Origin of the sequence: Pseudomonas oryzicola (assembly GCF_014269185.2) — a bacterium.
Taxonomy (GTDB): Bacteria; Pseudomonadota; Gammaproteobacteria; order Pseudomonadales; family Pseudomonadaceae; genus Aquipseudomonas; species Aquipseudomonas oryzicola.
Genome location: NZ_JABWRZ020000001.1, coordinates 1,415,683 through 1,442,307 on the forward strand (window position 1 = coordinate 1,415,683; position 26,625 = coordinate 1,442,307).

Here is a 26,625-nt window from a genome sequence, read left to right on the forward strand (position 1 = left end):
TCGCACGGCCCGCTCGAACGGGCGTCTCGACATAACAACAATCCATGGGGGGCAGGGTATGAAGTTCATCCTGGGCCTGGGCAAGGTCCTGACGGTCGCATTCTGGGGCGTGGTGTTTTTCAATCAGTTGATGCCACAACCCTTGCCCTTCAATTTGCTGATCAATGCAGTGGGCATCGCCTTGCTGGGCCTGCACTTGCTCGAAGTGCTGTTCTTCAATGGCAGCCTGCGCGGGCGCAGTCATCGCTGGTTCGATCGGTTGCAGATACTGTTGACAGGTATCTTCCATGTCATGTCCATTCCCCGTGCGCAGGAGGCGCCGCGAAATGCGTAAACTGATGTTGCTGGCCATGCTGGCCGTCCCCTTGGCCCAGGCCGAAAGCCTGGAGGTAGCAGCCAATTCCATGCTGCGCCTGCCGGACAAGTCGGCCAGTGTGCACCTTGCGCAGTTACGTGTTGACGATGCCGCCACCCTGCTGTTGCCGGCAACGCTCGCAGAATTGAAGGTCGACCAGCTGGAACTGGGGCGGGATGCGCGTATCGCCATTGCGCCCTCCGACAGCCCGTTGCTGATCGAGGCGCGCAGTGCGCGGCTGGCAGAGGGAAGCGAATTCAGTGCGCCAGGCGCGGCGGGCACGTATCAGCGGGCAGCCCGCTCCGGGCGCAACCTGGAACTCAAACTGGCTCAACTGAACGCCGAGCGGCTGGCGATCGATGCCCGCGGTGGCGCCGGTGCCCCCGGGTACGTGGGGCTCGATGGCGCCAACGGCCAGGCCGGCGGCTGCACCTGGGGCCAGGCCAGCCGTGGTGCCAATGGCGACGACGGCGGCAACGGCCATGATGGTGCGCCGGGTGGGCGCATTCGCCTGAGCGTGCCGCAGGGCTTCCCGCAGGAGCGCATCGTGGTGCGCCTGGATGGCGGTGCAGCGGGCAAGGCTGGGGCGCCAGGCAAGGCAGGTAAGGGCGGCGCTAGCAAGGGATGCCTGGTGTACAGCACCGAGGCCGGGGCCAATGGCCGGCCGGGGCAGCCGGGTCAGCCAGGGGCGGCGGGGGCAATGGGTGAGTTGATCCTGCAGCGCCTGTAAAACCCTTACCGCGTCCCCGGAGCGCCCTTGTGGCGCTCCTGCAGGGGCGCGTAGCCTGTCAGATCATCAGGCGCGAACTGGCCACGGCAACCACTGCCAGGCCCAGCAGCAGGTTGATCCCCACCATCCGCCGAATCCGCCCGAGCACCGCTGCACCCGTCGGCCAGTCCTCGGCCTGCACGGCTGCTTTCAGTTCCGGCAGCAGCAACGCCTGGACGCGCATGAACAGGGCGAACATGGCGATGCCGCCACCCATCATCACCTGCACGTACTTGGGGGCGGTCTCGAAGCCGCTGAAGCGCATGTGCAACATGCCGATACCACTTATCGCCAAAATCGCCACGGCCAGCCAGACCCAGCCGAAGAAGCGTCGGAACACTTCTACCCACAAGCGCAACCGCGCAGGCCCTTCAAGGGCTGCAACCGTTGCCGGGCGCAGTACCAGCCAGGCGAAGAACATGCCGCCAACCCACACCAGGGCGGCCAATACATGCAGTGTGTAGGGCAGGGCAAAGGCAAGCATCCGGATCTCCATGCGGCATAAAGGGCGATAGCGGGGTATGATAGCCGCCCCATGCGAAACACTGAAAATATATCCAGCCCATCGGGCGCCTGCAGACCATGATCAGCAACGAACTCAAAGCCACCATTCAGGGCGCCTATACGCGTTTTCTCGAAGCCAAGAGCCTCAAGCCGCGCTATGGCCAGCGCCTGATGATCGCCGAAGTGGCCAAGGTGCTTGGCGACATCGCCTGCGACGACGAAGGCCGTCGTGCCGGCGAACCTGCCGTGGTGGCAGTGGAAGCGGGCACCGGTACCGGCAAGACGGTGGCCTACAGCCTGGCGGCCATTCCCGCCGCCAAGGCCGCCGGCAAGCGCCTGGTGATTGCCACGGCTACCGTGGCGTTGCAGGAGCAGATCGTGTTCAAGGACCTGCCCGACCTGATGCGCAGCAGCGGGCTCAACTTCAGCTTCGCCCTGGCCAAGGGCCGCGGCCGTTACCTGTGCCTGTCCAAGCTCGACATTCTGCTGCAGGAGGGGCACGCCCAGTCGGCCACCGCCCAGCTGTTCGAAGAAGAAGGCTTCCGTATCGAAGTCGACGAGCGCAGCCAGAAGCTGTTCAACAGTATGATCGAGAAGCTTGCCGGCAACCGCTGGGACGGCGACCGCGACAGCTGGCCAGAAGCCCTGGAAGACCAGGACTGGGCACGCCTGACGACCGACCACAGCCAGTGCACCGGCCGCCATTGCCCGAATTTCCAGCAGTGCGTGTTCTACAAGGCGCGCGAAGGCATGGGCAAGGTCGACGTGATTGTCACCAACCATGACATGGTCCTGGCCGACCTGGCCCTCGGCGGCGGTGCGGTGCTGCCCGACCCGCGCGACACCATGTACGTGTTCGACGAAGGCCACCACCTGCCAGACAAGGCCATCGGCCATTTCGCCCATTACTCGCGCCTGCGTTCCACCGCTGACTGGCTGGAGCAGACCGCCAAGAACCTGACCAAGCTGTTGGCCCAGCATCCGTTGCCCGGTGACCTGGGCAGGTACATCGAGCAGGTGCCCGAACTGGCGCGAGAGGTGCGCACCCAGCAGCAATTCATGTTCACCCTGTGCGAGCAGGTTGCCGATTTCCGTCCAGGCGAGGACAACGAAGGCCGTGAGCGCCCGCGCTACCGTTTCGAAGGCGGCGTAGTACCGGAGCAGATTCGTGAGGTGGGCATCGAGCTGAAAAAGGGCTTCGCCCGCCTCAATGACCTGTTTACCCGGCTTGCCGACCTGCTCAAGGAAGGCATGGACGGCGAGGTCAACATCGGTATCGCCAGCCACCAGGCCGAGGAGTGGTACCCGCTGTTCGGCAGCCTGGTCACCCGTGCCCAGGGCAACTGGGAACTGTGGACGGCGTTTACCGCCGAAGACCCCGAAGACAGCCCGCCCATGGCCCGCTGGCTGACCCTGGCCGAAAGCGGAGCGCTGTTCGATATCGAGGTCAACGCCAGTCCCATCCTGGCCGCCGATATGCTTCGCCGCAGCCTGTGGAACGTCGCTCATGGCGCGCTGGTAACGTCTGCGACGCTGACTGCACTGGGCAAGTTCGACCGCTTTCGCATGCGCTCGGGCTTGCCGCGTGATGCCGTCACCTGCGTGGTGCCCAGCCCGTTCGTGCATGGCGATGCCGGCTTGCTGCGGGTCCCCGACCTCAAGGCCGACCCGCGCGATGCGGCGGCGCACACGGCAGCAATCATCCGCGAGTTACCCAACATCGTCGAGGATGCCCGTGGTGCGCTGGTGCTGTTTTCTTCACGCAAGCAGATGCAGGAAGTGTTCGATGGCCTGGACCGGGACTGGCGCAAACTGGTGCTGATCCAGGGCAACCTGTCCAAGCAGGAAACGCTGAACAAGCACAAGGCACGTGTCGACGATGGCCAGCACAGCGTGCTGTTCGGCCTCGCCAGCTTTGCCGAGGGGGTCGACCTGCCGGGTGCCTATTGCGAACACGTGGTCATTGCCAAGATTCCCTTCGCTGTACCAGACGACCCGGTCGAAGCGGCATTGGCGGAGTGGATCGAGGCCCGCGGTGGCAACCCGTTCATGGAAATTGCGGTGCCAGATGCCTCGCTGCGGCTGATCCAGGCCTGTGGCCGCCTGCTGCGAACCGAACAGGATCGTGGCGTTATCACCTTGCTTGATCGGCGTCTGGTCACCCAGCGCTATGGCAAGGCTATTCTCAATGCGCTGCCGCCGTTCCGGCGGGAGATTGCCTGACTGCCGGAGCATGTGCTCCGGCGCGTTGTCCATCACTCAGTCGTGGGCCATGAAGGCCCTGAAGGAGAGCTTCAGCCTTATGGTCCGCCGCACCTTGCCCGCCGTTCTCGCCCTGTTGTTCAGCTCGCCCTTGCTGGCGGGGCAGCAGACGCTATTCAGCTTCGTGCGCCCGGCCTCGGTGGTCAATGTGCTGACCGAGGATGCCGGTATGCCCCAGTACAATGCGGAGCAGACAGCTGAAGGCGAAGTGTTGCGACGGGTGGTGTTCAACCCGGCACAGCGGCCGACCCTGCGCCTGAGCCCGCAAAGCGGGGTATGGGACTGGTCGGCGGGGCAATTCCTGACCTTGCGTCTGCAAAGCGCAATGGACTGGGCGCTGACCGTGGATGTCACGGTGCACGGCAGTGATGGCAGCGCGCTGACCAGCCGCATCGACTTGCCGGCCGGCCCCGCGCAGACCGTGATGGTACCGCTGACGGCCAGCTCGCCGCTCAGCCAGGGCATGCGCGCCGGCCCACCGATGCCTTGGACTCATGATGGCCAACGTCTGTTGCTGGCCAGCAGTGCTGGTGCTGTAGACCTCAAGCAGGTGGCCTCGGTCAGCCTGAGCATCCCCAGCCCCAAGGTGGCGCAGAGCTTGTTGATCGAGCGGGTTGGCATCGAGGATGACAACCAGGCTTACCAAGCGGCCTACCGTGAGCTGATCGATGCCTATGGCCAATCCACTCGGGGCCATTGGCCAGAGAAAGTGGCCAATGACGAACAGCTCAGGGCAGCCGATTCACGCGAGCAGCAACAGCTCAAGGGCTGGCTGGCAGAGCGTGGCAAGCAGCAACTGGATACCTATGGTGGCTTGCTGGCCGGGCCGGCGTTCGAGGCCAAGGGCTTCTTCCGCACCGAAAAGCGCGACGGCCGCTGGTTCCTGGTAACACCGGAGGGGCACCCGTTCTACTCGTTGGGGGTGAATGCCGTGGCCGCGGATGGCGGGCGCACCTACATCACCGGGCGCGAGGGCATGTTCAAGGCCTTGCCGGGCGAAGGTGATGCACTGGCCGCCTTTTTTGGCGAAGGCAACAATGACGACGGCAACGCCTCGTCACAAGGGCGCCACTTCAAGCAGGGGCGCTGGTTCGACTTCTATGCCGCCAACCTGCAGCGCACCTATGGCAAACCCTGCCCGCCGGCAGCAGACGGGCAGCCAGCCAACTGCCCACCGGCAGTGCTGGATGCCGCGCGTTGGCAGGCGCACGCGCTCGACCGCCTGCAGGCCTGGGGTTTCAACACGCTCGGCAACTGGAGCGAGCCGGCCCTGGGCCAGGCCAGGCGCATGCCGTATACCTTGCCGCTGTCGATCGTGGGCGATTACGCCAGCATCAGCACCGGCATGGATTGGTGGGGCAGCATGCCCGATCCGTTCGACCCGCGTTTCGCCATGGCCACCGAGCGCGCCGTGGCCATTGCCGCCCGCGATCACCGTGACGACCCATGGCTGATCGGTTATTTCGCCGACAATGAACTGGCCTGGGCCGCCCCCGGCAGTGACCCCAAGGCCCGCTACGGCCTGGCCTACGGCACGTTGCGCCTGACCACCGATGTGCCGGCAAAGCGCGCCTTCCTCAAGCAGTTGCGCGACAAGTACCGCAACCAGGAAGGGCTATCCAAGGCCTGGGGCATCGAACTGAGCGCCTGGGAGCTGATGGAAGACCCGGGCTTCGAAGCGCCGCTGCCCAACCCGGAGCACCCGGAAATCGAGCGTGATTACCAGCACTTCCAGCAGGTGTTTGCCGAAACCTATTTCAAGACGATTGCCGACTCGTTGAAGTGGCATGCGCCGAATCACCTGCTGCTGGGGGGCCGTTATGCGGTCAGCACTCCCGAGGCGGTCAAGGCCTGTGCCGAGTTCTGCGATGTGCTCAGCTTCAACTTCTATACCCTCAAGCCGCAGGATGGCTACGACTTCGCCAGCCTGGCCGAGCTGGACAAGCCGGTGCTGGTGTCCGAGTTCCAGTTCGGCTCGCGTGATCGCGGGCCGTTCTGGCCGGGGCCGTTGGAGCTGGCCCGGGAAGAAGACCGTGGCCCGGCCTACGGCAATTTCCTCAAGGCGGCGCTGGCACAGCCGATGATCGTTGGTGCGCACTGGTTCCAGTATCTCGATCAGCCGGCCAGCGGGCGGCTGCTCGATGGCGAGAACGGCCATCTAGGGTTGGTGGCAATCACCGATATGCCCTATCCGGGGTTTGTCGAGGCTGTGCGCAAGAGCAACCTGCAGGCCATGAGCCAGCTGCGCGCCGAGCTGCAAAGGCCTGCCCCATAGGCCTGACAGACCGCTCCTTCAGGGGGGAGGGCGTCTTGTTGCACCGTTCGTCGCGACCACCCAGCCCAAGCCAGTTTGCAAAACGCCAAACTACTGAAACAATGCACACCATTTTTCGGAAATGGTCGTACGGAGAACAATGGGTGCAGATCCAGGGTCACTATGAGCTGAAGTTCGAAGCCGTGCGCGAGGCCTTCGTCGCGCTGTTCGATGATCCCCAGGAGCGTGGCGCCGCGCTGTGCATCCAGGTCGGTGGGGAAACCGTTGTCGACCTGTGGGCCGGCAGCGCCGACAAGGATGGCCAGCAGGCCTGGCACAGCGACACCATCGCCAACCTGTTCTCCTGCACCAAGACCTTCACTGCGGTTACCGCCCTGCAGCTGGTCGGCGAGGGCAAGCTGGCCCTGGACGCCCCGGTGGCCAACTACTGGCCCGAGTTCGCCCAGGCCGGCAAACAGGCAATCACTCTGCGCCAGTTGCTCAGCCACCGGGCTGGTCTGCCGGCCATTCGCGAGTTGCTGCCGGCCGAAGCCCTGTATGACTGGCAAGCCATGGTCGATGCCCTGGCCGCCGAGACGCCCTGGTGGGCGCCTGGTACCGAGCATGGCTATGCCGCCATTACCTATGGCTGGCTGATCGGCGAGCTGATCCGCCGTGCCGACGGCCGTGGCCCTGGCGACTCGATCGTAGCCCGCACTGCGCGCCCACTGGGGCTGGATTTCCATGTCGGCCTGGCCGACGAAGAGTTCCACCGCGTGGCGCATATCGCCCGTGGCAAGGGCAATCCGGGAGATGCCGCGGCGCAGCGCCTGCTGCAGGTGACCATGCGCGAGCCCGAGGCGCTTTCGACTCGCGCCTTCACCAATCCGCCAGCGATCCTGACCAGCACCAACAAGCCGGAATGGCGGCGCATGCAACAGCCGGCGGCCAACGGCCATGGCAACGCGCGCAGCCTGGCGGGCTTTTACGCCGGGCTGTTGGACGGCAGCCTGCTCGAATCCGAGCTGCTCGATGAACTGACCCGTGAACACAGCCTCGGCCAGGACCGCACCTTGCTTACCCAGACCCGCTTCGGCCTGGGTTGCATGCTTGACCAACCAAAGGTGGCCAATGCCACCTTTGGCCTCGGCGCCCGCGCCTTCGGTCACCCCGGTGCCGGCGGCTCGGTCGGTTTCGCCGACCCGGAGTACGATGTGGCCTTCGGTTTCGTGGTCAATACCCTTGGCCCTTACGTGCTCATGGACCCACGCGCCCAGCAGCTGGTGCGCGTACTTGCAGGCTGCCTTTGATCGGGTAATGCGGGTATTGCCGCATCCCTTTGACTATCCTCAATGCCAATGCCTGACGTGTGTGGGCAAAATTTCTTTCTATTTCATGGTGTATCGCTGATGTCTTCACATAAAACCTTAGCACTCGCCCTGTGCCTGACCGCCGTTACCGGCTGCGCCAGTCACCCCCAGGACGCCTCGAAGGACAGCGGCTCAAGCTGGTGGCCCTTCGGTTCGGACAAGGTTGCCGAGCAGGAAGTGAAGCAAGCCGTCACTGAAAACGTGGCCAAGGCCGATGCCAAGTCCGAAAGCGCCAGCCGTTGGTGGTGGCCATTCGGTGGTGAACAGAAACAGGCCAAGGGGCCGGTGGTACCCAAGATCGACGAGAAGGCCACCCAGGCCTGGCTGGACGAATACGAGCCCAAGCTGCGTGAAGCCATCAAGGGCAGCAAGCTGGAGCTGGAGCGCCGCGACAACGTACTGGCCGTGACGCTGCCAGTGGATAGCTCGTACAACCCTGACCGTCCGAGCATGCTGTTGCCGATGTCCCTGGGCCCGATTACCCGCGTGGCCAAGACCGTCGAAGGCGATGCCAAGACCGCCGTGCTGGTGCTCGGCCATGCCGACAGCAGCGGTGTCGCTGCGGCGAACCAGAAACTCAGCCTGGAGCGCGCCGCTTCGGTGTCGGCCATCTTCCGCCTCAGCGGCCTGCAGCGTGACCGCCTGAACCTCAAGGGCATGGGTTCGGTCATGCCGCGCGCTGCCAATGACAGTGCCGAGGGCCGCGCTTTGAACCGCCGCGTGGAAATGCTGCTGACCCCGCAGAACACCATGGTTGCCCTGTTGGCCAAGTACCAGCAAGCGGCCCCGGCCCCGGCGCCAGCCTCGATGGTGGCAGTGCAGGATGCCAAGGCGCCAGCCGCCAAGGCCGCCGACAGCAAGCCGGCGGCCAAGGCTGCGGCGAAGAAGCCTGTAGCCAAGGCCAAGGCGCCAGCCAAGACTGCGGCCAGGAAAAAAGCCGCCCCGGCCAAGCCCGTGGCCAAGAAAGCTACCGCTGACAAGAAAGTAGCTGCCAACAGCCCTGCGAAGACCAACTGATCGTCAAGGAACGCAGCAATGACCCAATCCCTGGCCGATATGCGCCGTGACTACACCCGTGATGGCCTGGCCGAAGCCCAGGCCCCGGGGGAGCCGTTCGCCCTGTTCCACCAGTGGTTCGCCGATGCGGTGAAAACCGAGCAGGTACCGGTGGAAGCCAATGCCATGACCCTGGCCACTGTCGATGCCGACGGCCGCCCCCATTGCCGCATATTGCTGCTCAAGGGGCTCGATGAGCGTGGTTTCACCTTCTTCACCAACTACGACAGCGCCAAGGGCCAGCAACTGCAGGCCAACCCCTACGCCGCCATGACCTTCTTCTGGCCGGCGCTGGAGCGTCAGGTACGCATCGAAGGGCGAGTGGAGAAGGTCACGGCCGAGGAATCGGATGCCTACTACCAGGTGCGCCCACTGGGCAGCCGCCTGGGCGCCTGGGCTTCGCCCCAGAGCCGGGTGATTGCTGGCCGTGAGGAGCTGGAAAGCCTGGTCAAGGCTACCGAGGCACGCTTCTCCGACACCCAGCCGCATTGCCCCGAGCACTGGGGCGGGTATCGTTTGTTGCCTGAGCGGGTCGAGTTCTGGCAGGGCCGGGCTAGCCGGTTGCATGATCGGCTGAACTACCGCCTGGTCGATGGGCAATGGCTGCGGGAACGCCTGGCGCCCTGAGCTTGCGGGGGCCGCCCTGCGGCCCCTTCTCGGCACAAGGTTACCCCGGATACTCCTCCGCCTCGCGCTCCAGCCACCCGGCCAACTGCTTGCGCCCCACCTTCTCCAGCCGTGCCTGTTCCAGCCTTTGCAGCATGTACGCGCGCTTCCCTGGGTCTGCCCCGGCCAGCGACAGCGCCAGGTCACGGTCCATCCAGCGGCGCATGCGCACGTAGAGCCACCCGTGGAAGTACAGCCCCGCAACGGTGGTGACCACGACGATTAAGTAATCCATGGCTATCCTTGGTCTCACTTGAAATGGCCTGGCACAGCCATGCCGGCTGTACCTCGGCTGAATGAAAACAACTTTATTGCGTTTGTACCGTGACAGTCGTCAACGTGCAGCGTCTAATGAGCGCCTGACTTATGGAGACTTTACCCATGCGTAGATCCGCTTTGCTGGTGGCGACCTTTACCACCATGTCGTTGTTGCTGGGTGGCTGTGCCTCGAGCCTGACCGGTGACAGCTACTCCCGTGATGAAGCCCGCCGGGTGCAGACCGTGCGCATGGGCACCATCGAATCGCTGCGCCCGGTCAAGATCGAGGGTACCAAGACCCCGATCGGCGGTGGCGCCGGTGCCATCGTCGGTGGTGTGGCCGGCAGCGCCGTGGGTGGCGGCCGTGGCAGCATCGTGGCCGCCGTGATTGGTGCCGTTGCCGGTGGCCTGGCTGGTTCGGCGGCCGAAGAAGGCCTGACCCGCACCCAGGGCGTGGAAATCACCGTGCGCGAGGATGATGGCAGCATGCGCGCCTATGTGCAGGCCGTGCAGGAGAACGAGATCTTCCGCGTTGGCGACCGCGTACGCATCATGACCGTCGACGGTACCAGCCGCGTCTCGCACTGACCTTGGCGCAACATGAAAAAACCCCGACATGGCTGCACGCCAGTCGGGGTTTTTTCATGCTGCTGGCCAGGTCAGCCAACGCTGGGCTTGCGGCTGGCAATGGCGGTCACGGCGTAGCCGAACACGGCGGCAAGGAACGAGCCGGTGAGAATACCCATGCGGTCCATCCCGGCAAACTCGCTGCTGCCTGGCACAAAGGCGAGTGAACCAACGAACAGGCTCATGGTGAAGCCGATACCACAGAGAATCGCCACGCCCAGCAATTGGCCCCAACTGGCGCCCGCAGGCAGAGCGGCCAGGCGCAGTTTGACGGCGATCCAGGTCAAGCCGAAGACGCCCACGGTCTTGCCCAGCAGCAGCCCGACGGCAATGCCAAGTGGCACTGGGTGGGTGAAGCTGTCTACGCTCATGCCTGCCAGCGATACACCGGCATTGGCGAAGGCGAACAACGGCAGGATGGCATAGGCAACCCACGGGTGCAGGGCGTGTTCCAGGGCGAACGATGGCGAGTGCTCGGCATGGCGAGTGCGCAGCGGGATGCACAGCGCCAGGGCAACGCCAGCCAGGGTGGCATGCACGCCGCTCTTGAGCACGCAGACCCACAGGATCAGGCCAACGATCATGTAAGGCCCAAGCTTGACCACGCCAAGCCGGTTCATCAGCACCAGTATCACCAGGCAGGCGGCGGCCAGCAACAGCGACAGGCTCGACAGGGTGCCGGAATAGAACAGGGCAATGACGATGATCGCACCCAGGTCGTCGATGATCGCCAGGGTCATCAGGAACAGTTTCAGCGACACCGGCACGCGCTTGCCCAACAAGGCCAGCACGCCGAGGGCGAAGGCGATGTCGGTGGCGGTGGGAATGGCCCAGCCGGCTACGGCAGCGGGGTTGTCACGGTTGATGAACCAGTAGATCAGTGCCGGTACCACCATGCCGCCCACGGCAGCGGTGGCAGGCAGGATCACCTGGGACGGTTTGGACAGGTGACCGTCGACCACCTCGCGCTTCACTTCCAGGCCGATCAGCAGGAAAAACAGCGCCATCAGGCCGTCGTTGATCCACAACAGCAACGGCTTGGCAATGTGCAGCGCGCCAACCTGTACGGCGACGGGCACATCGAGCAGGCCGCTGTACAGGTATGACAGCGGCGAATTGTTGATGACCAGGGCCAGGATGGCCGCTGCGATCAGCAGCAGGCCGCTGGCGGCTTCGAGCTGCAGGAAACGGGCTAACAGGCTACGCACGGGCTGTAGGCTCTCCATGGGCAGTTTACGGATGGAACGGTCGTACACCCTAGCCTGTGAAGATATGCTTTAAAACAAAAAATATATTCTTTTTTGTTATATGGTATTGCTGGCTGGGTTTGAGAAAGCCTAGAGGCAGGATGGGAAAGATGGGGCAGGGGAAGTCTGACGTTGATATCGGATATTTCTGATGCTCATTCAGCCCCTTTCGCGGGTAAACCCGCGAAAGGGGCCTGCAATACAACAATTACAGGCCGAGGATATCCCGCGCCACCGCCTCGGCAATGCGGATACCATCGACACCTGCCGACAGAATCCCGCCCGCATACCCGGCCCCTTCACCTGCCGGGAACAGCCCCTTGAGGTTCAGGCTCTGGAAGTCATCACCGCGGGTGATGCGCAGCGGTGACGAGGTACGTGTCTCGATCCCGGTCAACACCGCATCGTGCAGGTTGTAGCCCTTGATCTGCCGGTCGAATGCCGGCAATGCCTCGCGAATCGCTTCGATGGCGAAGTCCGGCAGGCTCGGCGCCAGGTCGCCGAGGGTCACGCCCGGCTTGTAGGACGGCTCGACACTGCCCAGCGCAGTCGACGGCCGGCCGGCGACGAAGTCACCCACCAGCTGTGCCGGGGCCTGGTAGTTGCTGCCGCCCATCACATAGGCATGGGCTTCCAGGCGTTCCTGCAGCTCGATGCCGGCGAGCGGGCCGCCGGGGTAGTCGCGCTCGGGGTCGATACCGACGACGATACCGGAGTTGGCATTACGTTCGTTACGCGAGTACTGACTCATGCCGTTGGTGACCACCCGGCCTGGCTCGCTGGTGGCGGCGACCACGGTGCCGCCTGGGCACATGCAGAAGCTGTACACCGAACGGCCATTGCTGGCGTGGTATACCAGCTTGTAATCGGCGGCACCGAGTTTCGGGTGGCCGGCGTATTTACCCAGGCGTGCCTTGTCGATCAGCGTTTGCGGGTGCTCGATACGGAAGCCCACCGAGAACGGCTTGGCTTCCATGTACACGCCCTTGGCGTGCAGCATGCGGAAGGTGTCGCGGGCGCTGTGGCCCAGGGCCAGCACTACGTGCCGCGAGTGCAACTGCTCACCGCTCTCCAGCACCACGCCGGTCAGTTGGCCATCGTCGATCAGCAGGTCGCTGACCTTCTGCTGGAAGCGGACTTCAGCGCCCAATGCAATCATGTCCTGGCGCATCTGCTCGACCATGCCGGTCAGACGGAAGGTACCGATGTGCGGCTTGTTGATGTACAGGATTTCGTCCGGTGCACCGGCCTTGACGAACTCTTCCAGCACCTTGCGGCCGTGGTGTTGCGGGTCCTTGATCTGGCTGTACAGCTTGCCGTCGGAGAAGGTGCCGGCACCGCCTTCGCCGAACTGCACGTTGGACTCGGGGTTGAGCACGCTCTTGCGCCACAGGCCCCAGGTGTCCTTGGTGCGCTGGCGCACTTCCTTGCCGCGTTCGAGGATGATCGGCTTGAAGCCCATCTGCGCCAACACCAGGCCGGCGAAGATGCCGCACGGGCCGAAGCCGACCACGATCGGGCGTTCCTGCAGGTTGGCCGGGGCCTGGCCAACAAACTTGTAGGTCACGTCGGGCGCCGGACCAATGTTGCGATCGTCGGCGAACTTGCTGAGCAGCTCGGCTTCGTTGCTGGCTTCCAGGTCGATGGTGTAGATGAACAGCAGCTCGCTGTTCTTCTTGCGTGCATCGTAGCTGCGCTTGAACAGGTTGAAGCTGAGCAGCTGCTCGTCGCGAATGCCCAGACGCTGGACGATGGCTTCACGCAGGGCTTCGTCGGGATGATCCAGGGGCAGCTTCAGTTCGGTGATTCGTAGCATGGCAGGGTCCAGTATCCCGGCCAAGGACGGCCGGCGGCTTTACACAAACCGCCAAGTATAAGCTGTTTGGTGCCCTGGCTGGCAGAAGAATGGGTACCTGCTGTCGTTCCCCCGGCTGAGCCCACCCCGGATTCAGCACCCAGGGGGATAGTTTTCTAAAAAATGCAAACACTTGAGTGTACGAGCACGATGATCAGGCAACCACTGATAAAACTGTCAGTTGTTGCGTCTTGGTCCGGACGATAAGTTGGGGCCGTTGTTCCGGTATGCAAGTGCGAAAGTTCGCACGTTGCACAGTATGAGAGAGACTCAGCCATTCAATGTGCTCAAGTTTACCGAGGCGATTGCCATGAGAAGGTATTTACTTGTTTTTGCAGCGTTATTGCTGTCAGCGTGCCAAGTCAATCGAGCACCAGAATCCACCGTTCTTCCATCTGCCAATCAATCTGTAATCACAGTCAACGGTGAACAGACTGCTGCCGCACTGACCGCTCGGTACAACGATACGAGAGCGGATTGCGGGGGGGCATCTGTACCGGCTTTCTTGTGCAGTGGTGTGATACTGCGTATCACCAGATACAGTCCCGACTACGACTCGTGGGATCCAAGCCCCACCTCAGAAAGGCTCGGAGGGCAATCATTCAGCTTTGTCCGTAAGGACAGCAAAGCGTCCAAGTTGGCGTGGAAGTTGAATAACGGCTTCATCCTGTATGCGATCTTTGGAGCGCCGCCGGGCAAGATGGATCCTGAGGTGCTGTGTATTTTCCCTGTTGATGGCGCTAGCGACTTACGTGCAGAGCAACGTTGTGGTCCATATGTGGACAATAACCCGACCAGTAAATCGTGTGATCTTCAAGGTATCACCACTGCGCAGCAATGGTTGACCTTGTACGCGGCGCAAAGTCAGCAGAATCAGAAACTCTGTTCGTTCAATGTCCGTGATGACAGGAATCACTTGGCCGGTCCGGCCTTTTATGCGGGTGTATTGGCCAGGTCGTTGGGGGCGCCCACAGACAAGCGGTTCACCCAGCACAATGAATTGGTGCTCAAGACATGGGCGACCGGCCAGGGTGCGGTTTTGCCAATTCAGGCTTTCTTTTACTTGAACGCCATGGGGCTTGCTGACGCAAAGAAGGATAAAGCCCGCTTCCTGGCGAAAACGAACATAAGCCTGCCATTGATCAAAATCACCCTGCCGACCACTCAGGCTGAGGAGGTCAAGTTCGAGTACGTCGCGGGTGACAATTAACGTGGGCTAGCGGATCGCGAGCCGGGTCGTCTGACCCGGCCTTCGTCAGTCGGCGGTTCAGTTGTCGCGGGCGCCACCGTAGTAACCACAACCCTGCAGGGTCTTGCCATCGATGGTCAGTTCGGCACGCAGGTGATAGATGGCCCCGGTGGCGCTGTCCACGCAGCGTTGCGGTGCAGCCCACAGCTCCACGCGCTGGCCGTTGGCTTCACTGCTCAGGGTCAGGCCGCCGCCGGGCACTTCTTCCTCCAGGAACGGCAGGGGCAGGGGCTGCTGGCCGACGCGGTTGAGCACCATGCCCTTGCCGCTGGCCTTGATGTCCCAGCCCGGCTCGTGGCCCTTGGCGCGCAGGGTCAGCTGTTTGAAATTGGGGTCATCACAGGCGTGGGTGGAAGGTTCCAGGCGATACAGCTGACGCACTTCCAGCTGGCCGTCATTGCTGGCCTGCTTGCTGCCGGTGAGGCGCCCACGAACGTCGGCGAACAGCTTGTCGTTGGCGTCCTTGGCCAGGTTGGCGGCTTCTTGCAGGATGCCGGTGGCGGCGACGTCGTGGATCACGAAGGTGCGGCTTTCGCTGCATGGCTTGAACAGCAGCTGGCCACCGGCGGCACGCAGTTCGCCCTGCATGCGTGTGGTACCGATGTTCGGGTCGCTGGGGGCGTCAGCCATGAGCTGGCAACCACCGAACAAGGGCAACAAGGCGGTGAGCAGCAGGGTGGGAGTGAGGCGCATGGGGCGGGCTCCGGGGCATCTTCGTCAAAGAGTTGGCCACGTTACTGAGACTGAGCGAACTCCACAAGTGACATTGTGCCCGGTCAGATCACACATGAACCAGGTGCGCGAGCCGGGGCGAGGAGAGTTTTTCGAGGTGATGGCTTTTGGCCTTCAGTTATTTCTGTCAGTAGTCAAGCTGCTTGCCTTTAGTAAGAATTTTGCAGCCGCTGCTTTCTGCCTGGAATGGTCGTTTGCCTCTGCATGGGTTGCGGTTTCTTCCATTTTTTGAGGGCTGTAACAATGAAAAAGAATAAACAGGCAGCAAGGTTCCCTATTGAGTATCGCGTACCCTTTCCGATACCCGAGGCCACCAATAAACATACATTGGTTGCTCCCGTTGGAAAAAAGCGTTACCTGCTGGATGGATTTGAGAAAAGCATCATGGTTGGTCGTGTAACAGATGAGGGTGCTGCGGATACGACGTTTAACCTGAGAGGTTTCAACTCTCATGTTGTCTCTGATTTTAAAGATGTCTATACAACCAGTGCGGGATTGATACCTCAACCAGAGGGCGGGGTAATCGCTGGCTTGTATAATGCATCCGAGTTGGGGCTGGCTCGTTTCAAGGCCAATGGCGATGTCGACGTGTCGTTTGGTCAGGCCGGCACGGTTTTTCATAAAGTTGAAAAATCAAGTGCAAGCACAGGGAGGGCTGACAGTGGCAAGAGTGGCCCTCAAGGGGCTGCTTCTCCGGCATTGCAGGCCGCCTTGACTCCGGCCGAGGACGGTAAGTTTTACGCGGTCCTGGGTAGCCGATTCTCGGGTAATTTCTCGTTGTTGCGGTGCTTGGCGGATGGAATGCTGGATGCAGGGTTCAATGGCACTGGCATTATCAGTGTCCAACATCCGACTTTTGAAACAGATGCTCCGGCAGTTGTCACCTCTGAAGATGGCGGCGCTGTGGTAGCGGGCACATTGGGTGACAGATTGGTGGGGATGCGCGGCTTTCTCTGTCGGTACAGGGCCGATGGCGCGTTGGACAAGACATTTGGTGAGCAAGGTTATTCAATTTTCGATTCTGTGTCCGCAGGCATTCCTCAACCCGAATTACTTCAAATGGAGCTTGGTCACGTGGCAGCCACGGCGGACGGTGGGTATGTCGCTTGTGGCTACCTCACGGCGCGTGATCCATGGCGTTACTACGGGTTGCTGGTGCGCGTAGATTCATCGGGTCGGCCGGAGCAGGCGTTCAATAACGGTAAACCGTTGCTATTTGAACTGTCTGGAGTCGAGATCGACTTCCTTTGGGGAGGGGTGGTTGAAATGGCCGATGGCAGGATTGTCGTGGCCGGAGGCGCAGTAACGCGGGATACAGGTTATCAGCGACATGTATTGCTTGCGCGATATGATGCCAAAGGGGTACTGGATTCTACTTTTGGTGAGCAGGGGTGGATGGTGCTCGCGCCCTTTGGAGATGCGATTACTTATCTTCAGAGCCTCCAGGTCGATTCAGAGCAGAAAGTCCTGGTTTCTGGCGATAGTGGTCCCGATAACAATCTATCTTCCATGAAAGGCTTTGCCGCGCAGCTTGATTAGCGTGCTTCGAGACCGACAACCTCAATGCGTTGTACCATTCATCTTAGAGCATTGAGGTGTCGGGCTGCGTGGCGGGCGTCATGGACACCCTGCCAGCTGTCTCCTTTCTACTTCGAAGCTTATCCCCCCAGATACGCGTCGCGCACCTTCGGGTCAGTCAGCAGTGCCTCACCGGTGCCTTGCATCACGACCCGGCCGTTCTCCAGCACATAGGCCCGATCGGCGATCTTCAGCGCCTGGTTGGCGTTCTGCTCCACCAGGAACACCGTCACGCCATCACGGCGCAGCTGTTCGATGATGTCGAAGATCTGCTGGATGATGATCGGCGCCAGGCCCAGCGAGGGCTCGTCGAGCAGCAGCAACTTCGGCTTGCTCATCAGCGCCCGGCCAATGGCGAGCATCTGCTGCTCGCCACCGGACATGGTGCCGCCACGCTGGATATAACGCTCCTTCAGGCGCGGGAACAGCTGCAGCACCTTGTCCAGCTGCTCCTGGTAATCGCCCTTGTCGGTAAAGAAACCACCCATCGCCAGGTTTTCCTCGACGGTCAGGCGGGAGAACACACGGCGGCCTTCCGGCACCACCGCGATGCTCTTGCGCATGATGTGCGAAGACGGTTGGCCGACCAGTTCTTCACCCAGGTACTTGATGCTGCCGCTGTGCGCCTGCGGCGAGCCGCACAGGGTCATCAGCAGGGTCGATTTGCCGGCACCGTTGGCACCGATCAGGGTAACGATCTCGCCCTGGTTGATTTCCACGTTGACGCTGTGCAGCGCCTGGATCTTGCCGTAGAAGGTGGAAACGTTCTCGAACTTCAGCATTTACGCTTCCCCCAGGTAGGCTTTGATCACTTCAGGGTTGTCGCGGATTTCCTCCGGGGTGCCGTGGGCCAGGGGGGTGCCCTGGTTGATCACGACGATGTGGTCGGAAATGCTCATCACCAGCTTCATGTCGTGCTCGATCAGCAGCACGGTGACGTTGTGAGACTCACGCAGGTACGCGATCAAGGCCTTGAGGTCTTCGGTTTCCTTGGGGTTCAGGCCAGCTGCAGGCTCGTCGAGCATGATGATCCGCGGTTGGGTCATCATGCAGCGGGCGATTTCCAGGCGACGCTGCTGGCCGTAGGCGAGGGTGCCGGCGGTACGGTTGGCGAATTCGGTCAGGTTGACCTTTTCCAGCCAGTACTGCGCGCGTTCCATGGCCTCCTTCTCGCTGCGGCGGAAGCTCGGGGTCTTGAACAGGCCGGCGAAGAAGTTGGTGTTCAGGTGGCGGTGCTGGGCGATCAGCAGGTTTTCCAGCGCGGTCATTTCCTTGAACAGGCGCACGTTCTGGAAGGTCCGCACCACGCCCTTGCGGGCGATCTGGTGGCCGGCCAGGCCCTGGATCGGCTGGCCATCGAGCAGGATGCTGCCGCCGCTGGGTTTGTAGAAACCGGTCAGGCAGTTGAACACCGTGGTCTTGCCGGCGCCATTCGGGCCGATCAGTGCCACCACCTGTTTTTCCTTGACGGTCAGGCCCACGCCGTTGACCGCCAACAAGCCGCCGAAGCGCATGCTCAGGCCGCTGACTTGCAGAATTTCACGGCTCATCGATGCAGCTCCATGTGTGGTCGTTGCATAGGCAGCAAGCCTTGCGGACGCCAGATCATCATCAACACCATCAGCGCACCGAACATCAGCATCCGGTATTCGCTGAACTCACGCATCAGCTCTGGCAGCAGGATCATCACGATGGCCGCGAGAATCACGCCCAGTTGTGAGCCCATGCCGCCGAGCACGACGATGGCGAGGATGATCGCCGACTCGATGAAGGTGAACGACTCCGGCGTCACCAGGCCTTGGCGCGCAGCGAAGAAGCTGCCGGCGAAACCGGCGAAGCAGGCACCCAGGGTGAAGGCCGAAAGCTTGATCACGGTCGGGTTCAGGCCCAGGGCACGGCAGGCGATCTCGTCTTCGCGCAGGGCTTCCCAGGCGCGGCCGATCGGCATGCGCAGCAGGCGGTTGATCACGAACAGCGCCAGCAGTGCCAGCAGCAGAGCCACCAGGTAGAGGAAGATGACCTTGTTGATCGAGTTGTATTCCAGCCCGAAGAACTCATGGAAGGTTTGCATGCCCTCGGCGGCACGGCGTTCGAAGGTGAGGCCGAAGAACTCCGGTTTGGGGATGTTGCTGATGCCGTTGGGGCCGCCGGTCCAGTCGGTGAGGTTACGCAGGAACAGGCGGATGATCTCGCCGAAACCGAGGGTCACGATCGCCAGGTAGTCGCCGCGCAGGCGCAGCACCGGGAAGCCGAGCAGGAAGCCGAAGGTGGCGGACATCAGGCCGGCGATCGGCAGGCACACCCAGAAGCTCCAGCCCAGGTAGTGCGAGAGCATGGCGTAGCTGTAGGCACCGACGGCATAGAAACCGACGTAACCGAGGTCGAGCAGGCCTGCCAAACCGACCACGATGTTCAGGCCCAGGCCCAGCAACACGTAGATCAGGATCAGCGTGGCAATGTCGACCGCACCGCGTGAACCGAAGAACGGCCACACCAGTGCCGCGACAATCAGGCCCAGGATCACGTAGCGCTGGGTTTTCGGCAGGGTCAGGTAGTTGCTGACGGCCGGCGGGATCAGTTTGCGATCCGAACGGCGGCCCATCACCGCGCTCCATTGCTTGTCGAACAGCACGCGCAGGAACATCAGCACCGAACACACGGCGATGATACTGATGGTGAACGAGCCCTGGCTGTGCACCGCCAGGCTGATGCCGTCGATGCTCAGTTTCAGGCCCAGTACCGGGAAGGCCACGGCCCAGACCAGCAAGGCGCTGAAGAACGCCTGTTTGAGATTTCTGTTCATACTTTTTCAACCTCCGGGCGGCCCAGGATGCCGGTCGGCCGGAATAGCAGGACAAGAACCAACAAGCCGAATGCCACCACGTCCTTGTACTGGTCGCCGAAGATATCGGCACCGAACGCTTCGGCCACGCCCAGCACCAGCCCGCCGAGCATGGCGCCCGGGATGCTGCCGATGCCACCCAGCACCGCTGCGGTGAAGGCCTTCAGGCCCACCAGGAAACCGGCGTTGGGGTTGATCACCCCGTACTGCATGCTCAGCAGCACGGCCGCCACTGCCGCCAGGGCGGCACCGATGACGAAGGTGAGGGCGATGATGTTGTTGGTGTTGATGCCCAGCAGGTTGGCCATCTTGATGTCCTCGGCGCAGGCGCGGCAGGCGCGGCCCAGGCGGGAACGGGAGATGAACAGGGTGAGGCAGGTCATGGCCACCAGGGTGACCACGAACACCAGGATCTGCATGTAGGAAACCAGAACTTCTTCCGCACCGCCCGGCCCGAAGGAGAAGCTTCCGGGGATCAGGTTGGGGATGGACTTGTCCTTGGAGTCTTGCGACAGCAAGACGGTGTTCTGCAGGAAGATCGACATGCCGATGGCGGAAATCAGCGGGATCAGCCGGTTGCTGTTGCGCAGGGGGCGGTAGGCGACGCGCTCAATACTGTAGCCATAGGCACTGGTGACGAAGATCGTCGCGACGAAGGCGACGGTCATCAGGATCGGCAGCGAATGGATACCCATCATGGCCAGGCCCGCCAGGGCGATGAAGGCCACGTAGGAACCGATCATGTACACCTCGCCGTGGGCGAAGTTGATCATGCCAATGATGCCGTACACCATCGTGTAGCCGATGGCGATCAAGGCATAGGTGCTGCCAATGGTCAATCCATTAACCAGTTGTTGGAAGAAATGGTAGATCTCAGGCATTACAGCGCTCCTAAAAACCTGATTTGCATTTCGCTGGCGGGGGTACGGCCAGGAAACCGCGGGTGACGGTTTTAAGATTTTCAGGTGAACCTGCCCCCGGATCGCGGGGATCAGGCCCATGAACCTCGTAAAACAAAGCCCACTGCTCGCACAGTGGGCTCCTAGGTCAGCTATTAGTCACGCAGTTACTGAGGGGAGACTTCGGTCTTCGGCTTGCCGAAGTGCCATTCGTAGACCACGAACTTGAAGTCTTTCAGGTCGCCTTTGGCGTCGAAGGAAAGGTCGCCGGTCGGGGTCTTGAAGGTACCGGCGTGGATGGCCTCGGCCACCTTGTCGGTGTCTTCGGACTTGGCAGCCTTGATGCCCTGGGCGATCAGTTCGACAGCCGAGTAGGCCGGGAACACGAACGGGCCGCTTGGGTCCTTGCCGTCAGCCTTGATGGCTTCGACGATCTTCTTGTTCGCAGGGTCTGCGTCGAACGACTTCGGCAGGGTCACCAGCAGGCCTTCGGAGGCGTTCTGGGCGATCTGCGAGATGGAGTCGTTGCCCACGCCTTCCGGGCCCATGAACTTGGCTTTCAGGCCTTTTTCCTGAGCCTGGCGCAGGATCAGGCCCAGCTCTGGGTGGTAGCCGCCGTAGTAGACGAAGTCGACGTTGTTCTGCTTGAGCTTCTGGATGATCGAGGAGAAGTCCTTGTCACCGGCGTTCAGGCCTTCGAACACGGCAACCTTGGTGCCTTTTTTCTCGAGGGTCTGCTTGACCGCAGTGGCGATACCTTCACCGTACTGCTGCTTGTCGTGCAGTACCGCAACCACTTTCGGCTTGACGTGGTCGGCAATGTAGTTGCCGGCTGCCGGGCCCTGGGCGCTGTCCAGGCCGATGGTGCGGAAGACCAGCTTGTAGCCACGGGCGGTGATTTCCGGCGAGGTGGCGGCGGGGGTGATCATGATCACGCCTTCGTCTTCGTAGATATCGGACGCTGGCTGGGTGGAGCTGGAGCACAGGTGGCCGATGACGAACTTGACGCCGTCGTTGACCACTTTGTTGGCGATTGCAACGGCCTGTTTAGGGTCGCAGGCGTCGTCGTATTCCTTGGCTTCGAGCATCTTGCCATCCACGCCGCCCGCGGCGTTGATATCTTTGATGGCCTGCTTGGCGCCGATGAACTGCATGTCGCCGTACTGGGTTACAGGGCCGGTTTTAGGGCCTGCAATCCCGATCTTGATGGTATCAGCGGCAAACGAATGGCTGGCTACCCCGGCCAGAACCATTGCGGCGAACAGCTTGGAAATCTTGATCATAGTGCTCCACTCATTCTGTTGTAATTCTTATAGTCCTGGCGGCCAGGGCTACAGACCGGGCGGGATTTGCGGCGTGGCCATGCCAACGCGCAAGCCCACCTTCCCCCGGAACATGTCCCGGAACTGTACCGGTACAGTGTAGAGCGCTGTCCAAGCGCTTGAAAAGCGTTCGAAAAGTGCCTGTTTCCTGGGTTGTCGCATGGTCGACATAAAGATATAAAAAGGCGCCATTCAGCTGCCAGCATCTACGATCCCACCCCGTAACTCCGGGATCCGTCGACCAAATTACATATTTGAAACCGGGTTTTTCTGCAAAAATGCCGGCCTTTTAATTGACCGATTTCTGCGGATACCGCCCATGACTGATCACACAAGCACCCTCTATGCCAAATTGCTTGGCGAGACGGCAATCATCGAATGGAAAGCGCTGGAGCGTTTCTGGGCCAAGGGTGACCTGATTTGGGTCGACCCGAGCCTGGACCTGATCACCGTTGCCGAGGCGATGGCCGAGAATCGCAGCGAAATCTTCGCCAAGTGGCGTAGTGATGGCACTGTTGGCCCGGTGACGGCCGAGCAGGCCCTGGACCTGCAAAGCCGCGATCCAGAGATCTGGGCCGTGGTGGTTTCACCGTTCATCGTGATCCAGGTGAAGCGCCCGGCAGAAGCGTGATCGTTTTTGGTGCGCGAAAATGCGCAGCAGCTCCGTTCTGGTGCTTGAAGGCGCTCAAGGCGAGTAGAGGTAAGTAACAATTCGGCGTGGCGGTAACATTTTACGGGATGCGTAATGGGGGGCTGCCTTGCAGCCCTTCGCGGGCATGCCCGCTCCCACAGGTCAGATGTTGCTCTTCAGACCAGCGCTGGTCCTGTGGGAGCGGGCGCGCCCGCGAAGGCCGCAAAGCGGCCCGGATCGATATCGAATTTGTCCGGAGTCATTGATGAACTCAAAACTACCTTCGCTTGGATTCGCCGGCATCGGCCTGATGGGCCTGCCTATGTGTCGGCGCCTGCTGGCAGCGGGTTACCCGCTGACGGTATGGAACCGCAGCCCGGACAAGTGCGCTGCACTGGTCGCGGCTGGCGCGCGCCTGGCCAGCAGCCCTGCCGAACTGTGCCGCGACAGCGACATGGTGCTGCTGTGCCTGGCCGACACGGCCGTGGTCCGCGAGGTGGTGTTCGGCGAGCAAGGTATTGCCCAGGGCGGACGCAGCGGCCAGTTACTGGTCGATTTCTCCAGCCTGGAACCCACCGCGACGCGAGAAATGGCCGCCGAGCTCGCGGCCCTGTGCGGCATGGCCTGGCTGGATGCCCCTGTGTCAGGCGGCACACCGGGTGCCGAAGCCGGTACCTTGGCGATCATGGTCGGTGGCGCAGCGGCGGACCTGGAGCGCGCGCGCCCGGTGTTGCAGGTGCTTGGCCAGCGCGTGACGCACATGGGCGCGGTGGGGGCAGGGCAGGTAACCAAGGCCTGCAACCAGATGATCGTGGCGTGCAATGCCCTGGTCATCGCCGAAGTGGTGGCGTTGGCTGAGCAGTCTGGGGTGGATGCGACCCTGATCGCCGAAGCACTGGCTGGTGGCTTTGCCGATTCCAGGCCGCTGCAGATCCTCGCGCCGCAAATGGCCGAGAGCCGCTTCGAACCGATCAAATGGCACGTGCGCACGCTGCTCAAGGATCTTGATAGCGCGGTGAAGCTGTCCCGCGAGCAAGGCTCGGCGACGCCACTCAGTGGCCTGGCCGCACAGCTGATGCGCTTGCATGCAAGCCAGGGCTACCTGGAAAAAGATCCGGCGACCCTGGTCGAACTTTACCGCAGCAAGGGTTGACTACACCGCTGGTTGCTGCAGCCGCTCCGGCAGCTGCAGTGCCACAGCGGCGCAGGGCGACCTGGCAGGCTAGCCTGCCACCAGCACGCGGATGGCTTCCAGGCGCAGGGCCGCTTTTTCCAGCATCGCCAGGCCCTCTTCACGCTGCTTGCGCAGCGCCTCGATCTCGCTGTCGCGCACGCTCGGGTTGACCGCTTGCAGTGCAACCAGGCGGGCCAGCTCTTCATCAGCTTCCGCCGCCAGGCGGCGCTGGGCTTCGGCCACGCGCTCGACGTGGGCCGGCAGGACTTTGGCCTCGCCACTGCTGATGCGCTTGGCCAGCACGTCGCGTTGCGCCTGGACGAACTTGTTGGCGCTGGCGCGCGGTACGCTCTCGAGCTGGTCGTTGAGGGTTTCGAAAGCCACGCGTGATGCCAGGTCGTTGCCGTTGGCATCGAGCAGGCAGCGCAGTGCCGCCGGTGGCAGGTAACGGCCCAGCTGCAGGCTGCGCGGCGCCACCACTTCACTGACGAACAACAGCTCAAGCAGCACGGTGCCGGGCTTGAGCGCCTTGTTCTTGATCAGCGCCACGGCGGTATTACCCATCGAGCCGGACAGCACCAGGTCCATGCCGCCTTGCACCATCGGGTGTTCCCAGGTGAGGAACTGCATGTCCTCGCGCGACAGGGCCTGGCCACGGTCGTAGGTAATGGTCACGCCTTCGTCGTCACCCAGCGGGAAGCTGGCGTCGAGCATCTTCTCGCTCGGCTTGAGGATCAGGGCGTTTTCCGAATGGTCTTCGCTGTCGATGCCGAACGCGTCGAACAGGGTTTCCATGTAGATCGGCAGGGCGAACTGGTCGTCCTGTTCGAGAATCGCCTCGACCAGTGCCTGGCCTTCACCGCCACCGCCGGAGTTCAGTTCCAGCAGGCGGTCGCGGCCGGTATGCAGTTCGGCTTCCAGGCGTTCGCGCTCGCTGCGGGCATCGGCTACCAGCGCTTCCCAGGCCTTGCTTTCGCCCCCTTCGAGCAGCGGCAGCAGGCGCGGGCCGAACTGGTGCTGCAGGGCGTTGCCGGTCGGGCAGGTGTTGAGGAAGGCGTTGAGGCCCTGGTGGTACCACTGGAACAGGCGCTCCTGTGGGCTGTCCTGCAGATACGGGATGTGCAACTGGATGGTGTGCTTCTGGCCGATGCGGTCGAGGCGGCCGATGCGCTGTTCAAGCAGGTCCGGATGCGCCGGCAGGTCGAACATCACCAGGTGGTGGGCAAACTGGAAGTTGCGGCCTTCGCTACCGATTTCGGAGCAGATCAGTACCTGTGCGCCGAATTCTTCGTCGGCGAAGTAGGCGGCGGCACGGTCGCGTTCGAGGATGCTCATGCCCTCATGGAACACCGAGGCCGGGATGCCGGAGCGCACGCGCAGGGCGTCTTCCAGGTCCATCGCGGTTTCGGCATGAGCGCAAATCACCAGCACCTTGGTGCGCTTGAGCATCTTCAGGGTGTCGATCAACCAGTCGACGCGCGGGTCGAAACGCCACCAGCGCTCGTCGTCGGCCACCTCCCCCTGGGCCTGGAAGGCGACTTCCGGGTACAGCTCGGCATGCTCGCCGGCTGGCAGGTCGCGGTATTGCTCGGGCGTGGCCAGCGGGTAAGGGTGCAGTTGGCGCTCAGGGAAGCCCTGGATGGCCGCGCGGGTGTTGCGGAACAGCACGCGGCCGGTGCCGTGGCGGTCGAGCAGCTCGCGGATCAAGCGTGCGCTGGCCTGGGTGTCGCCGTCGCTGACGGCGGCCAGCAGGGCTTCGCCTTCGGCACCGAGGAAGCCCTGGATGGTAGCGTGGGCCTGGGGGGACAGGCGACCTTCGTCGAGCAATTCCTGAACGGCTTCAGCCACCGGGCGATAATGCTCGCTCTCGGCGCGGAAGGCCGCCAGGTCATGGAAACGGTTGGGGTCGAGCAGACGCAAGCGGGCGAAGTGGCTGTCCTGGCCGAGCTGTTCGGGAGTGGCGGTGAGCAGCAGCACGCCCGGGATTACCTGGGCCAGCTGTTCGACCAGGCCATATTCGGCACTGGCCTGGTCTTCGTGCCAGACCAGGTGGTGGGCTTCGTCGACTACCATCAGGTCCCAGCCGGCGGCGAACAGCGCGTCCTGGGCCTTTTCGTCGTCGACCAGCCACTCCAGGGCCACCAGCGCCAGCTGGGCATCCTCGAACGGGTTGCTGGCATCGCTTTCGATGAAGCGTTCTGCGTCGAACAGCGCCACCTGCAGGTTGAAGCGCCGGCGCATCTCCACCAGCCACTGGTGCTGGAGGTTTTCCGGTACCAGGATCAGTACCCGGCTGGCGCGCCCCGACAGCAGCTGACGGTGAATCACCAGGCCGGCCTCGATGGTCTTGCCCAGGCCCACTTCGTCGGCGAGCAGTACACGCGGCGCGCTGCGGTCAGCCACCTCGCGGGCGATGTGCAACTGGTGGGCGATGGGCTGGGCGCGGCAGCCACCCAGGCCCCACAGCGCCGACTGCATCTGTTTGCTGGTGTGCTGCAGGGTGTTGTAGCGCAGGCTGAACCACGACAGCGGGTCGATCTGCCCGGCGAACAGACGGTCGCTGGCCAGGCGGAACTGGATGAAGTTCGACAGCTGGGTTTCTGGCAGGGTGCGTGGCTGGTTCTGCCCGTCCAGGCCGTGGTAGACCATCAGCCCGTCGATGTCCTCGACCTCGCGCACGGTCAGCTTCCAGCCTTCGAAGTGGGTGATCTGGTCACCTGGCGAGAAGCGCACGCGGGTCAGCGGCGCGTTGCGCAGGGAATACTGGCGGGTGTCGCCAGTGGCCGGGTAGAGCACGGTCAACAGGCGGCCATCCTGCGCCAGGATGGTACCCAGGCCGAGCTCGGCTTCGCTGTCGCTGATCCAGCGTTGCCCCGGTTGATACTGCTGCGCCATACTGCCTGAACTCCCGCGATGAAAAAGCCGATTATGTTAACGGATCGGCCGGTCGGACCAAAGTGCCGAGCGCACCGAAA

Annotated in this window: 24 protein-coding genes; 13 read left to right on the forward strand and 11 right to left on the reverse strand. The window is 62.5% G+C overall.

Going from position 1 to position 26,625, the window contains the following annotated elements; genetic code table 11:
• The first annotated feature begins 58 nt into the window (after positions 1-58).
• Together HU760_RS06440 and HU760_RS06445 are read left to right on the forward strand one after the other, a co-directional pair.
• The gene (locus HU760_RS06440) at positions 59-334 is read left to right on the forward strand and encodes a DUF1145 domain-containing protein (protein ID WP_186677775.1); all 276 of its coding nucleotides are present in this window, start codon (positions 59-61) and stop codon (positions 332-334) included.
• Positions 327-1,085 (forward strand): collagen-like protein, encoded by a 759-nt coding sequence (locus HU760_RS06445; protein ID WP_186677777.1) that lies wholly within the window; start codon positions 327-329, stop codon positions 1,083-1,085. The genes HU760_RS06440 and HU760_RS06445 overlap by 8 nt, the downstream gene beginning before the upstream one ends.
• 58 nt (positions 1,086-1,143) lie before the next feature.
• On the opposite strand, the gene HU760_RS06450 is transcribed toward HU760_RS06445, so the two are convergent.
• The gene (locus HU760_RS06450) at positions 1,144-1,608 is read right to left on the reverse strand and encodes a CopD family protein (protein WP_186677779.1); all 465 of its coding nucleotides are present in this window, start codon (positions 1,606-1,608) and stop codon (positions 1,144-1,146) included.
• A 98-nt stretch (positions 1,609-1,706) separates the two neighbouring features.
• Between HU760_RS06450 and dinG the strand changes: the two genes are divergently transcribed.
• From dinG to pdxH, 5 genes are all read left to right on the forward strand, one after another.
• A complete protein-coding gene (gene dinG / locus HU760_RS06455; protein WP_186677781.1) occupies positions 1,707-3,851 on the forward strand; it encodes an ATP-dependent DNA helicase DinG in 2,145 nt (714 codons plus the stop codon).
• 79 nt (positions 3,852-3,930) lie between these two features.
• Positions 3,931-6,165, forward strand: a complete 2,235-nt coding sequence (locus tag HU760_RS06460) for a beta-galactosidase (protein ID WP_186677783.1) — start codon at positions 3,931-3,933, stop codon at positions 6,163-6,165.
• 143 nt (positions 6,166-6,308) lie between these two features.
• Positions 6,309-7,454, forward strand: a complete 1,146-nt coding sequence (locus HU760_RS06465) for a serine hydrolase domain-containing protein (protein WP_186677786.1) — start codon at positions 6,309-6,311, stop codon at positions 7,452-7,454.
• A gap of 99 nt (positions 7,455-7,553) precedes the next feature.
• Positions 7,554-8,531 carry an OmpA family protein gene (locus HU760_RS06470; protein ID WP_186677788.1) on the forward strand — a complete coding sequence of 326 codons (978 nt, stop codon included), beginning with the start codon at positions 7,554-7,556 and terminating at the stop codon, positions 8,529-8,531.
• 18 nt (positions 8,532-8,549) lie between these two features.
• Positions 8,550-9,197: a pyridoxamine 5'-phosphate oxidase gene (pdxH, locus tag HU760_RS06475; RefSeq protein ID WP_186677790.1), complete on the forward strand. Its 648-nt coding sequence runs from the start codon at positions 8,550-8,552 to the stop codon at positions 9,195-9,197.
• A 40-nt stretch (positions 9,198-9,237) separates the two neighbouring features.
• On the opposite strand, the gene HU760_RS06480 is transcribed toward pdxH, so the two are convergent.
• Entirely contained in the window at positions 9,238-9,471 is a 234-nt protein-coding gene (locus tag HU760_RS06480; protein ID WP_186677791.1) for a hypothetical protein, read from the reverse strand.
• A gap of 146 nt (positions 9,472-9,617) precedes the next feature.
• On the opposite strand from HU760_RS06480, the gene HU760_RS06485 reads away from it, so the two are divergent.
• Positions 9,618-10,082, forward strand: coding sequence for an outer membrane lipoprotein (locus HU760_RS06485; RefSeq protein WP_186677793.1), 465 nt, complete (start codon positions 9,618-9,620; stop codon positions 10,080-10,082).
• 71 nt (positions 10,083-10,153) lie between these two features.
• On the opposite strand, the gene nhaA is transcribed toward HU760_RS06485, so the two are convergent.
• Both nhaA and HU760_RS06495 read right to left on the reverse strand, forming a co-directional pair.
• Positions 10,154-11,347 carry a Na+/H+ antiporter NhaA gene (gene nhaA / locus HU760_RS06490; RefSeq protein WP_186677796.1) on the reverse strand — a complete coding sequence of 398 codons (1,194 nt, stop codon included), beginning with the start codon at positions 11,345-11,347 and terminating at the stop codon, positions 10,154-10,156.
• Positions 11,348-11,576: 229 nt separating this feature from the next.
• Entirely contained in the window at positions 11,577-13,184 is a 1,608-nt protein-coding gene (locus HU760_RS06495; RefSeq protein ID WP_186677799.1) for an NAD(P)/FAD-dependent oxidoreductase, read from the reverse strand.
• A gap of 298 nt (positions 13,185-13,482) precedes the next feature.
• Between HU760_RS06495 and HU760_RS06500 the strand changes: the two genes are divergently transcribed.
• Positions 13,483-14,433 carry a halovibrin HvnA gene (locus HU760_RS06500; RefSeq protein ID WP_186677802.1) on the forward strand — a complete coding sequence of 317 codons (951 nt, stop codon included), beginning with the start codon at positions 13,483-13,485 and terminating at the stop codon, positions 14,431-14,433.
• Positions 14,434-14,490: 57 nt separating this feature from the next.
• Here the strand turns inward: HU760_RS06500 and HU760_RS06505 are convergent, their stop codons facing one another.
• A complete protein-coding gene (locus HU760_RS06505) occupies positions 14,491-15,165 on the reverse strand; it encodes a COG3650 family protein (protein WP_186677805.1) in 675 nt (224 codons plus the stop codon).
• A 94-nt stretch (positions 15,166-15,259) separates the two neighbouring features.
• Between HU760_RS06505 and HU760_RS06510 the strand changes: the two genes are divergently transcribed.
• The gene (locus HU760_RS06510) at positions 15,260-15,436 is read left to right on the forward strand and encodes a hypothetical protein (RefSeq protein WP_186677808.1); all 177 of its coding nucleotides are present in this window, start codon (positions 15,260-15,262) and stop codon (positions 15,434-15,436) included.
• Between the two features lie 11 nt (positions 15,437-15,447).
• Complete coding sequence (locus tag HU760_RS06515; RefSeq protein ID WP_186677811.1) at positions 15,448-16,743, forward strand: hypothetical protein; 1,296 nt, start codon at positions 15,448-15,450, stop codon at positions 16,741-16,743.
• A gap of 119 nt (positions 16,744-16,862) precedes the next feature.
• Here the strand turns inward: HU760_RS06515 and HU760_RS06520 are convergent, their stop codons facing one another.
• The 5 genes from HU760_RS06520 to HU760_RS06540 form a co-directional block, all read right to left on the reverse strand.
• A complete protein-coding gene (locus tag HU760_RS06520) occupies positions 16,863-17,564 on the reverse strand; it encodes an ABC transporter ATP-binding protein (protein ID WP_013973921.1) in 702 nt (233 codons plus the stop codon).
• Positions 17,565-18,332, reverse strand: coding sequence for a high-affinity branched-chain amino acid ABC transporter ATP-binding protein LivG (gene livG / locus HU760_RS06525; protein WP_186677814.1), 768 nt, complete (start codon positions 18,330-18,332; stop codon positions 17,565-17,567). It lies immediately after the preceding gene.
• On the reverse strand, positions 18,329-19,585 hold the full coding sequence (locus tag HU760_RS06530) for a high-affinity branched-chain amino acid ABC transporter permease LivM (RefSeq protein WP_186677816.1): 1,257 nt from the start codon (positions 19,583-19,585) through the stop codon (positions 18,329-18,331). The genes livG and HU760_RS06530 overlap by 4 nt, the downstream gene beginning before the upstream one ends.
• Positions 19,582-20,505, reverse strand: a complete 924-nt coding sequence (gene livH, locus HU760_RS06535; protein ID WP_023379080.1) for a high-affinity branched-chain amino acid ABC transporter permease LivH — start codon at positions 20,503-20,505, stop codon at positions 19,582-19,584. Before livH ends, HU760_RS06530 begins: the two co-directional genes overlap by 4 nt.
• 185 nt (positions 20,506-20,690) lie before the next feature.
• A complete protein-coding gene (locus tag HU760_RS06540; RefSeq protein ID WP_186677819.1) occupies positions 20,691-21,806 on the reverse strand; it encodes a branched-chain amino acid ABC transporter substrate-binding protein in 1,116 nt (371 codons plus the stop codon).
• A 358-nt stretch (positions 21,807-22,164) separates the two neighbouring features.
• On the opposite strand from HU760_RS06540, the gene HU760_RS06545 reads away from it, so the two are divergent.
• Positions 22,165-22,476 (forward strand): DUF2288 domain-containing protein, encoded by a 312-nt coding sequence (locus tag HU760_RS06545; RefSeq protein WP_186677822.1) that lies wholly within the window; start codon positions 22,165-22,167, stop codon positions 22,474-22,476.
• Between the two features lie 265 nt (positions 22,477-22,741).
• Positions 22,742-23,629 (forward strand): NAD(P)-dependent oxidoreductase, encoded by an 888-nt coding sequence (locus tag HU760_RS06550; protein WP_186677825.1) that lies wholly within the window; start codon positions 22,742-22,744, stop codon positions 23,627-23,629.
• A 69-nt stretch (positions 23,630-23,698) separates the two neighbouring features.
• Here HU760_RS06550 and rapA read toward each other — a convergent pair whose 3' ends face one another.
• A complete protein-coding gene (gene rapA, locus HU760_RS06555) occupies positions 23,699-26,545 on the reverse strand; it encodes an RNA polymerase-associated protein RapA (protein ID WP_186677828.1) in 2,847 nt (948 codons plus the stop codon).
• Positions 26,546-26,625: the final 80 nt, after the last annotated feature.

Bases quoted from the DNA above. Each gene is read 5' to 3' on its own strand.
- HU760_RS06440 (WP_186677775.1), top strand. From the start codon at position 59: ATGAAGTTCATCCTGGGCCTGGGCAAGGTCCTGACGGTCGCATTCTGG.
- HU760_RS06445 (WP_186677777.1), top strand. From the start codon at position 327: ATGCGTAAACTGATGTTGCTGGCCATGCTGGCCGTCCCCTTGGCCCAG.
- HU760_RS06450 (WP_186677779.1), bottom strand. From the start codon at position 1,608: ATGCTTGCCTTTGCCCTGCCCTACACACTGCATGTATTGGCCGCCCTG.
- dinG (WP_186677781.1), top strand. From the start codon at position 1,707: ATGATCAGCAACGAACTCAAAGCCACCATTCAGGGCGCCTATACGCGT.
- HU760_RS06460 (WP_186677783.1), top strand. From the start codon at position 3,931: ATGGTCCGCCGCACCTTGCCCGCCGTTCTCGCCCTGTTGTTCAGCTCG.
- HU760_RS06470 (WP_186677788.1), top strand. From the start codon at position 7,554: ATGTCTTCACATAAAACCTTAGCACTCGCCCTGTGCCTGACCGCCGTT.
- pdxH (WP_186677790.1), top strand. From the start codon at position 8,550: ATGACCCAATCCCTGGCCGATATGCGCCGTGACTACACCCGTGATGGC.
- HU760_RS06480 (WP_186677791.1), bottom strand. From the start codon at position 9,471: ATGGATTACTTAATCGTCGTGGTCACCACCGTTGCGGGGCTGTACTTC.
- HU760_RS06485 (WP_186677793.1), top strand. From the start codon at position 9,618: ATGCGTAGATCCGCTTTGCTGGTGGCGACCTTTACCACCATGTCGTTG.
- nhaA (WP_186677796.1), bottom strand. From the start codon at position 11,347: ATGGAGAGCCTACAGCCCGTGCGTAGCCTGTTAGCCCGTTTCCTGCAG.
- HU760_RS06495 (WP_186677799.1), bottom strand. From the start codon at position 13,184: ATGCTACGAATCACCGAACTGAAGCTGCCCCTGGATCATCCCGACGAA.
- HU760_RS06500 (WP_186677802.1), top strand. From the start codon at position 13,483: ATGAGAGAGACTCAGCCATTCAATGTGCTCAAGTTTACCGAGGCGATT.
- HU760_RS06505 (WP_186677805.1), bottom strand. From the start codon at position 15,165: ATGCGCCTCACTCCCACCCTGCTGCTCACCGCCTTGTTGCCCTTGTTC.
- HU760_RS06510 (WP_186677808.1), top strand. From the start codon at position 15,260: ATGAACCAGGTGCGCGAGCCGGGGCGAGGAGAGTTTTTCGAGGTGATG.
- HU760_RS06515 (WP_186677811.1), top strand. From the start codon at position 15,448: ATGAAAAAGAATAAACAGGCAGCAAGGTTCCCTATTGAGTATCGCGTA.
- HU760_RS06520 (WP_013973921.1), bottom strand. From the start codon at position 17,564: ATGCTGAAGTTCGAGAACGTTTCCACCTTCTACGGCAAGATCCAGGCG.
- livG (WP_186677814.1), bottom strand. From the start codon at position 18,332: ATGAGCCGTGAAATTCTGCAAGTCAGCGGCCTGAGCATGCGCTTCGGC.
- HU760_RS06530 (WP_186677816.1), bottom strand. From the start codon at position 19,585: ATGAACAGAAATCTCAAACAGGCGTTCTTCAGCGCCTTGCTGGTCTGG.
- livH (WP_023379080.1), bottom strand. From the start codon at position 20,505: ATGCCTGAGATCTACCATTTCTTCCAACAACTGGTTAATGGATTGACC.
- HU760_RS06540 (WP_186677819.1), bottom strand. From the start codon at position 21,806: ATGATCAAGATTTCCAAGCTGTTCGCCGCAATGGTTCTGGCCGGGGTA.
- HU760_RS06545 (WP_186677822.1), top strand. From the start codon at position 22,165: ATGACTGATCACACAAGCACCCTCTATGCCAAATTGCTTGGCGAGACG.
- HU760_RS06550 (WP_186677825.1), top strand. From the start codon at position 22,742: ATGAACTCAAAACTACCTTCGCTTGGATTCGCCGGCATCGGCCTGATG.
- rapA (WP_186677828.1), bottom strand. From the start codon at position 26,545: ATGGCGCAGCAGTATCAACCGGGGCAACGCTGGATCAGCGACAGCGAA.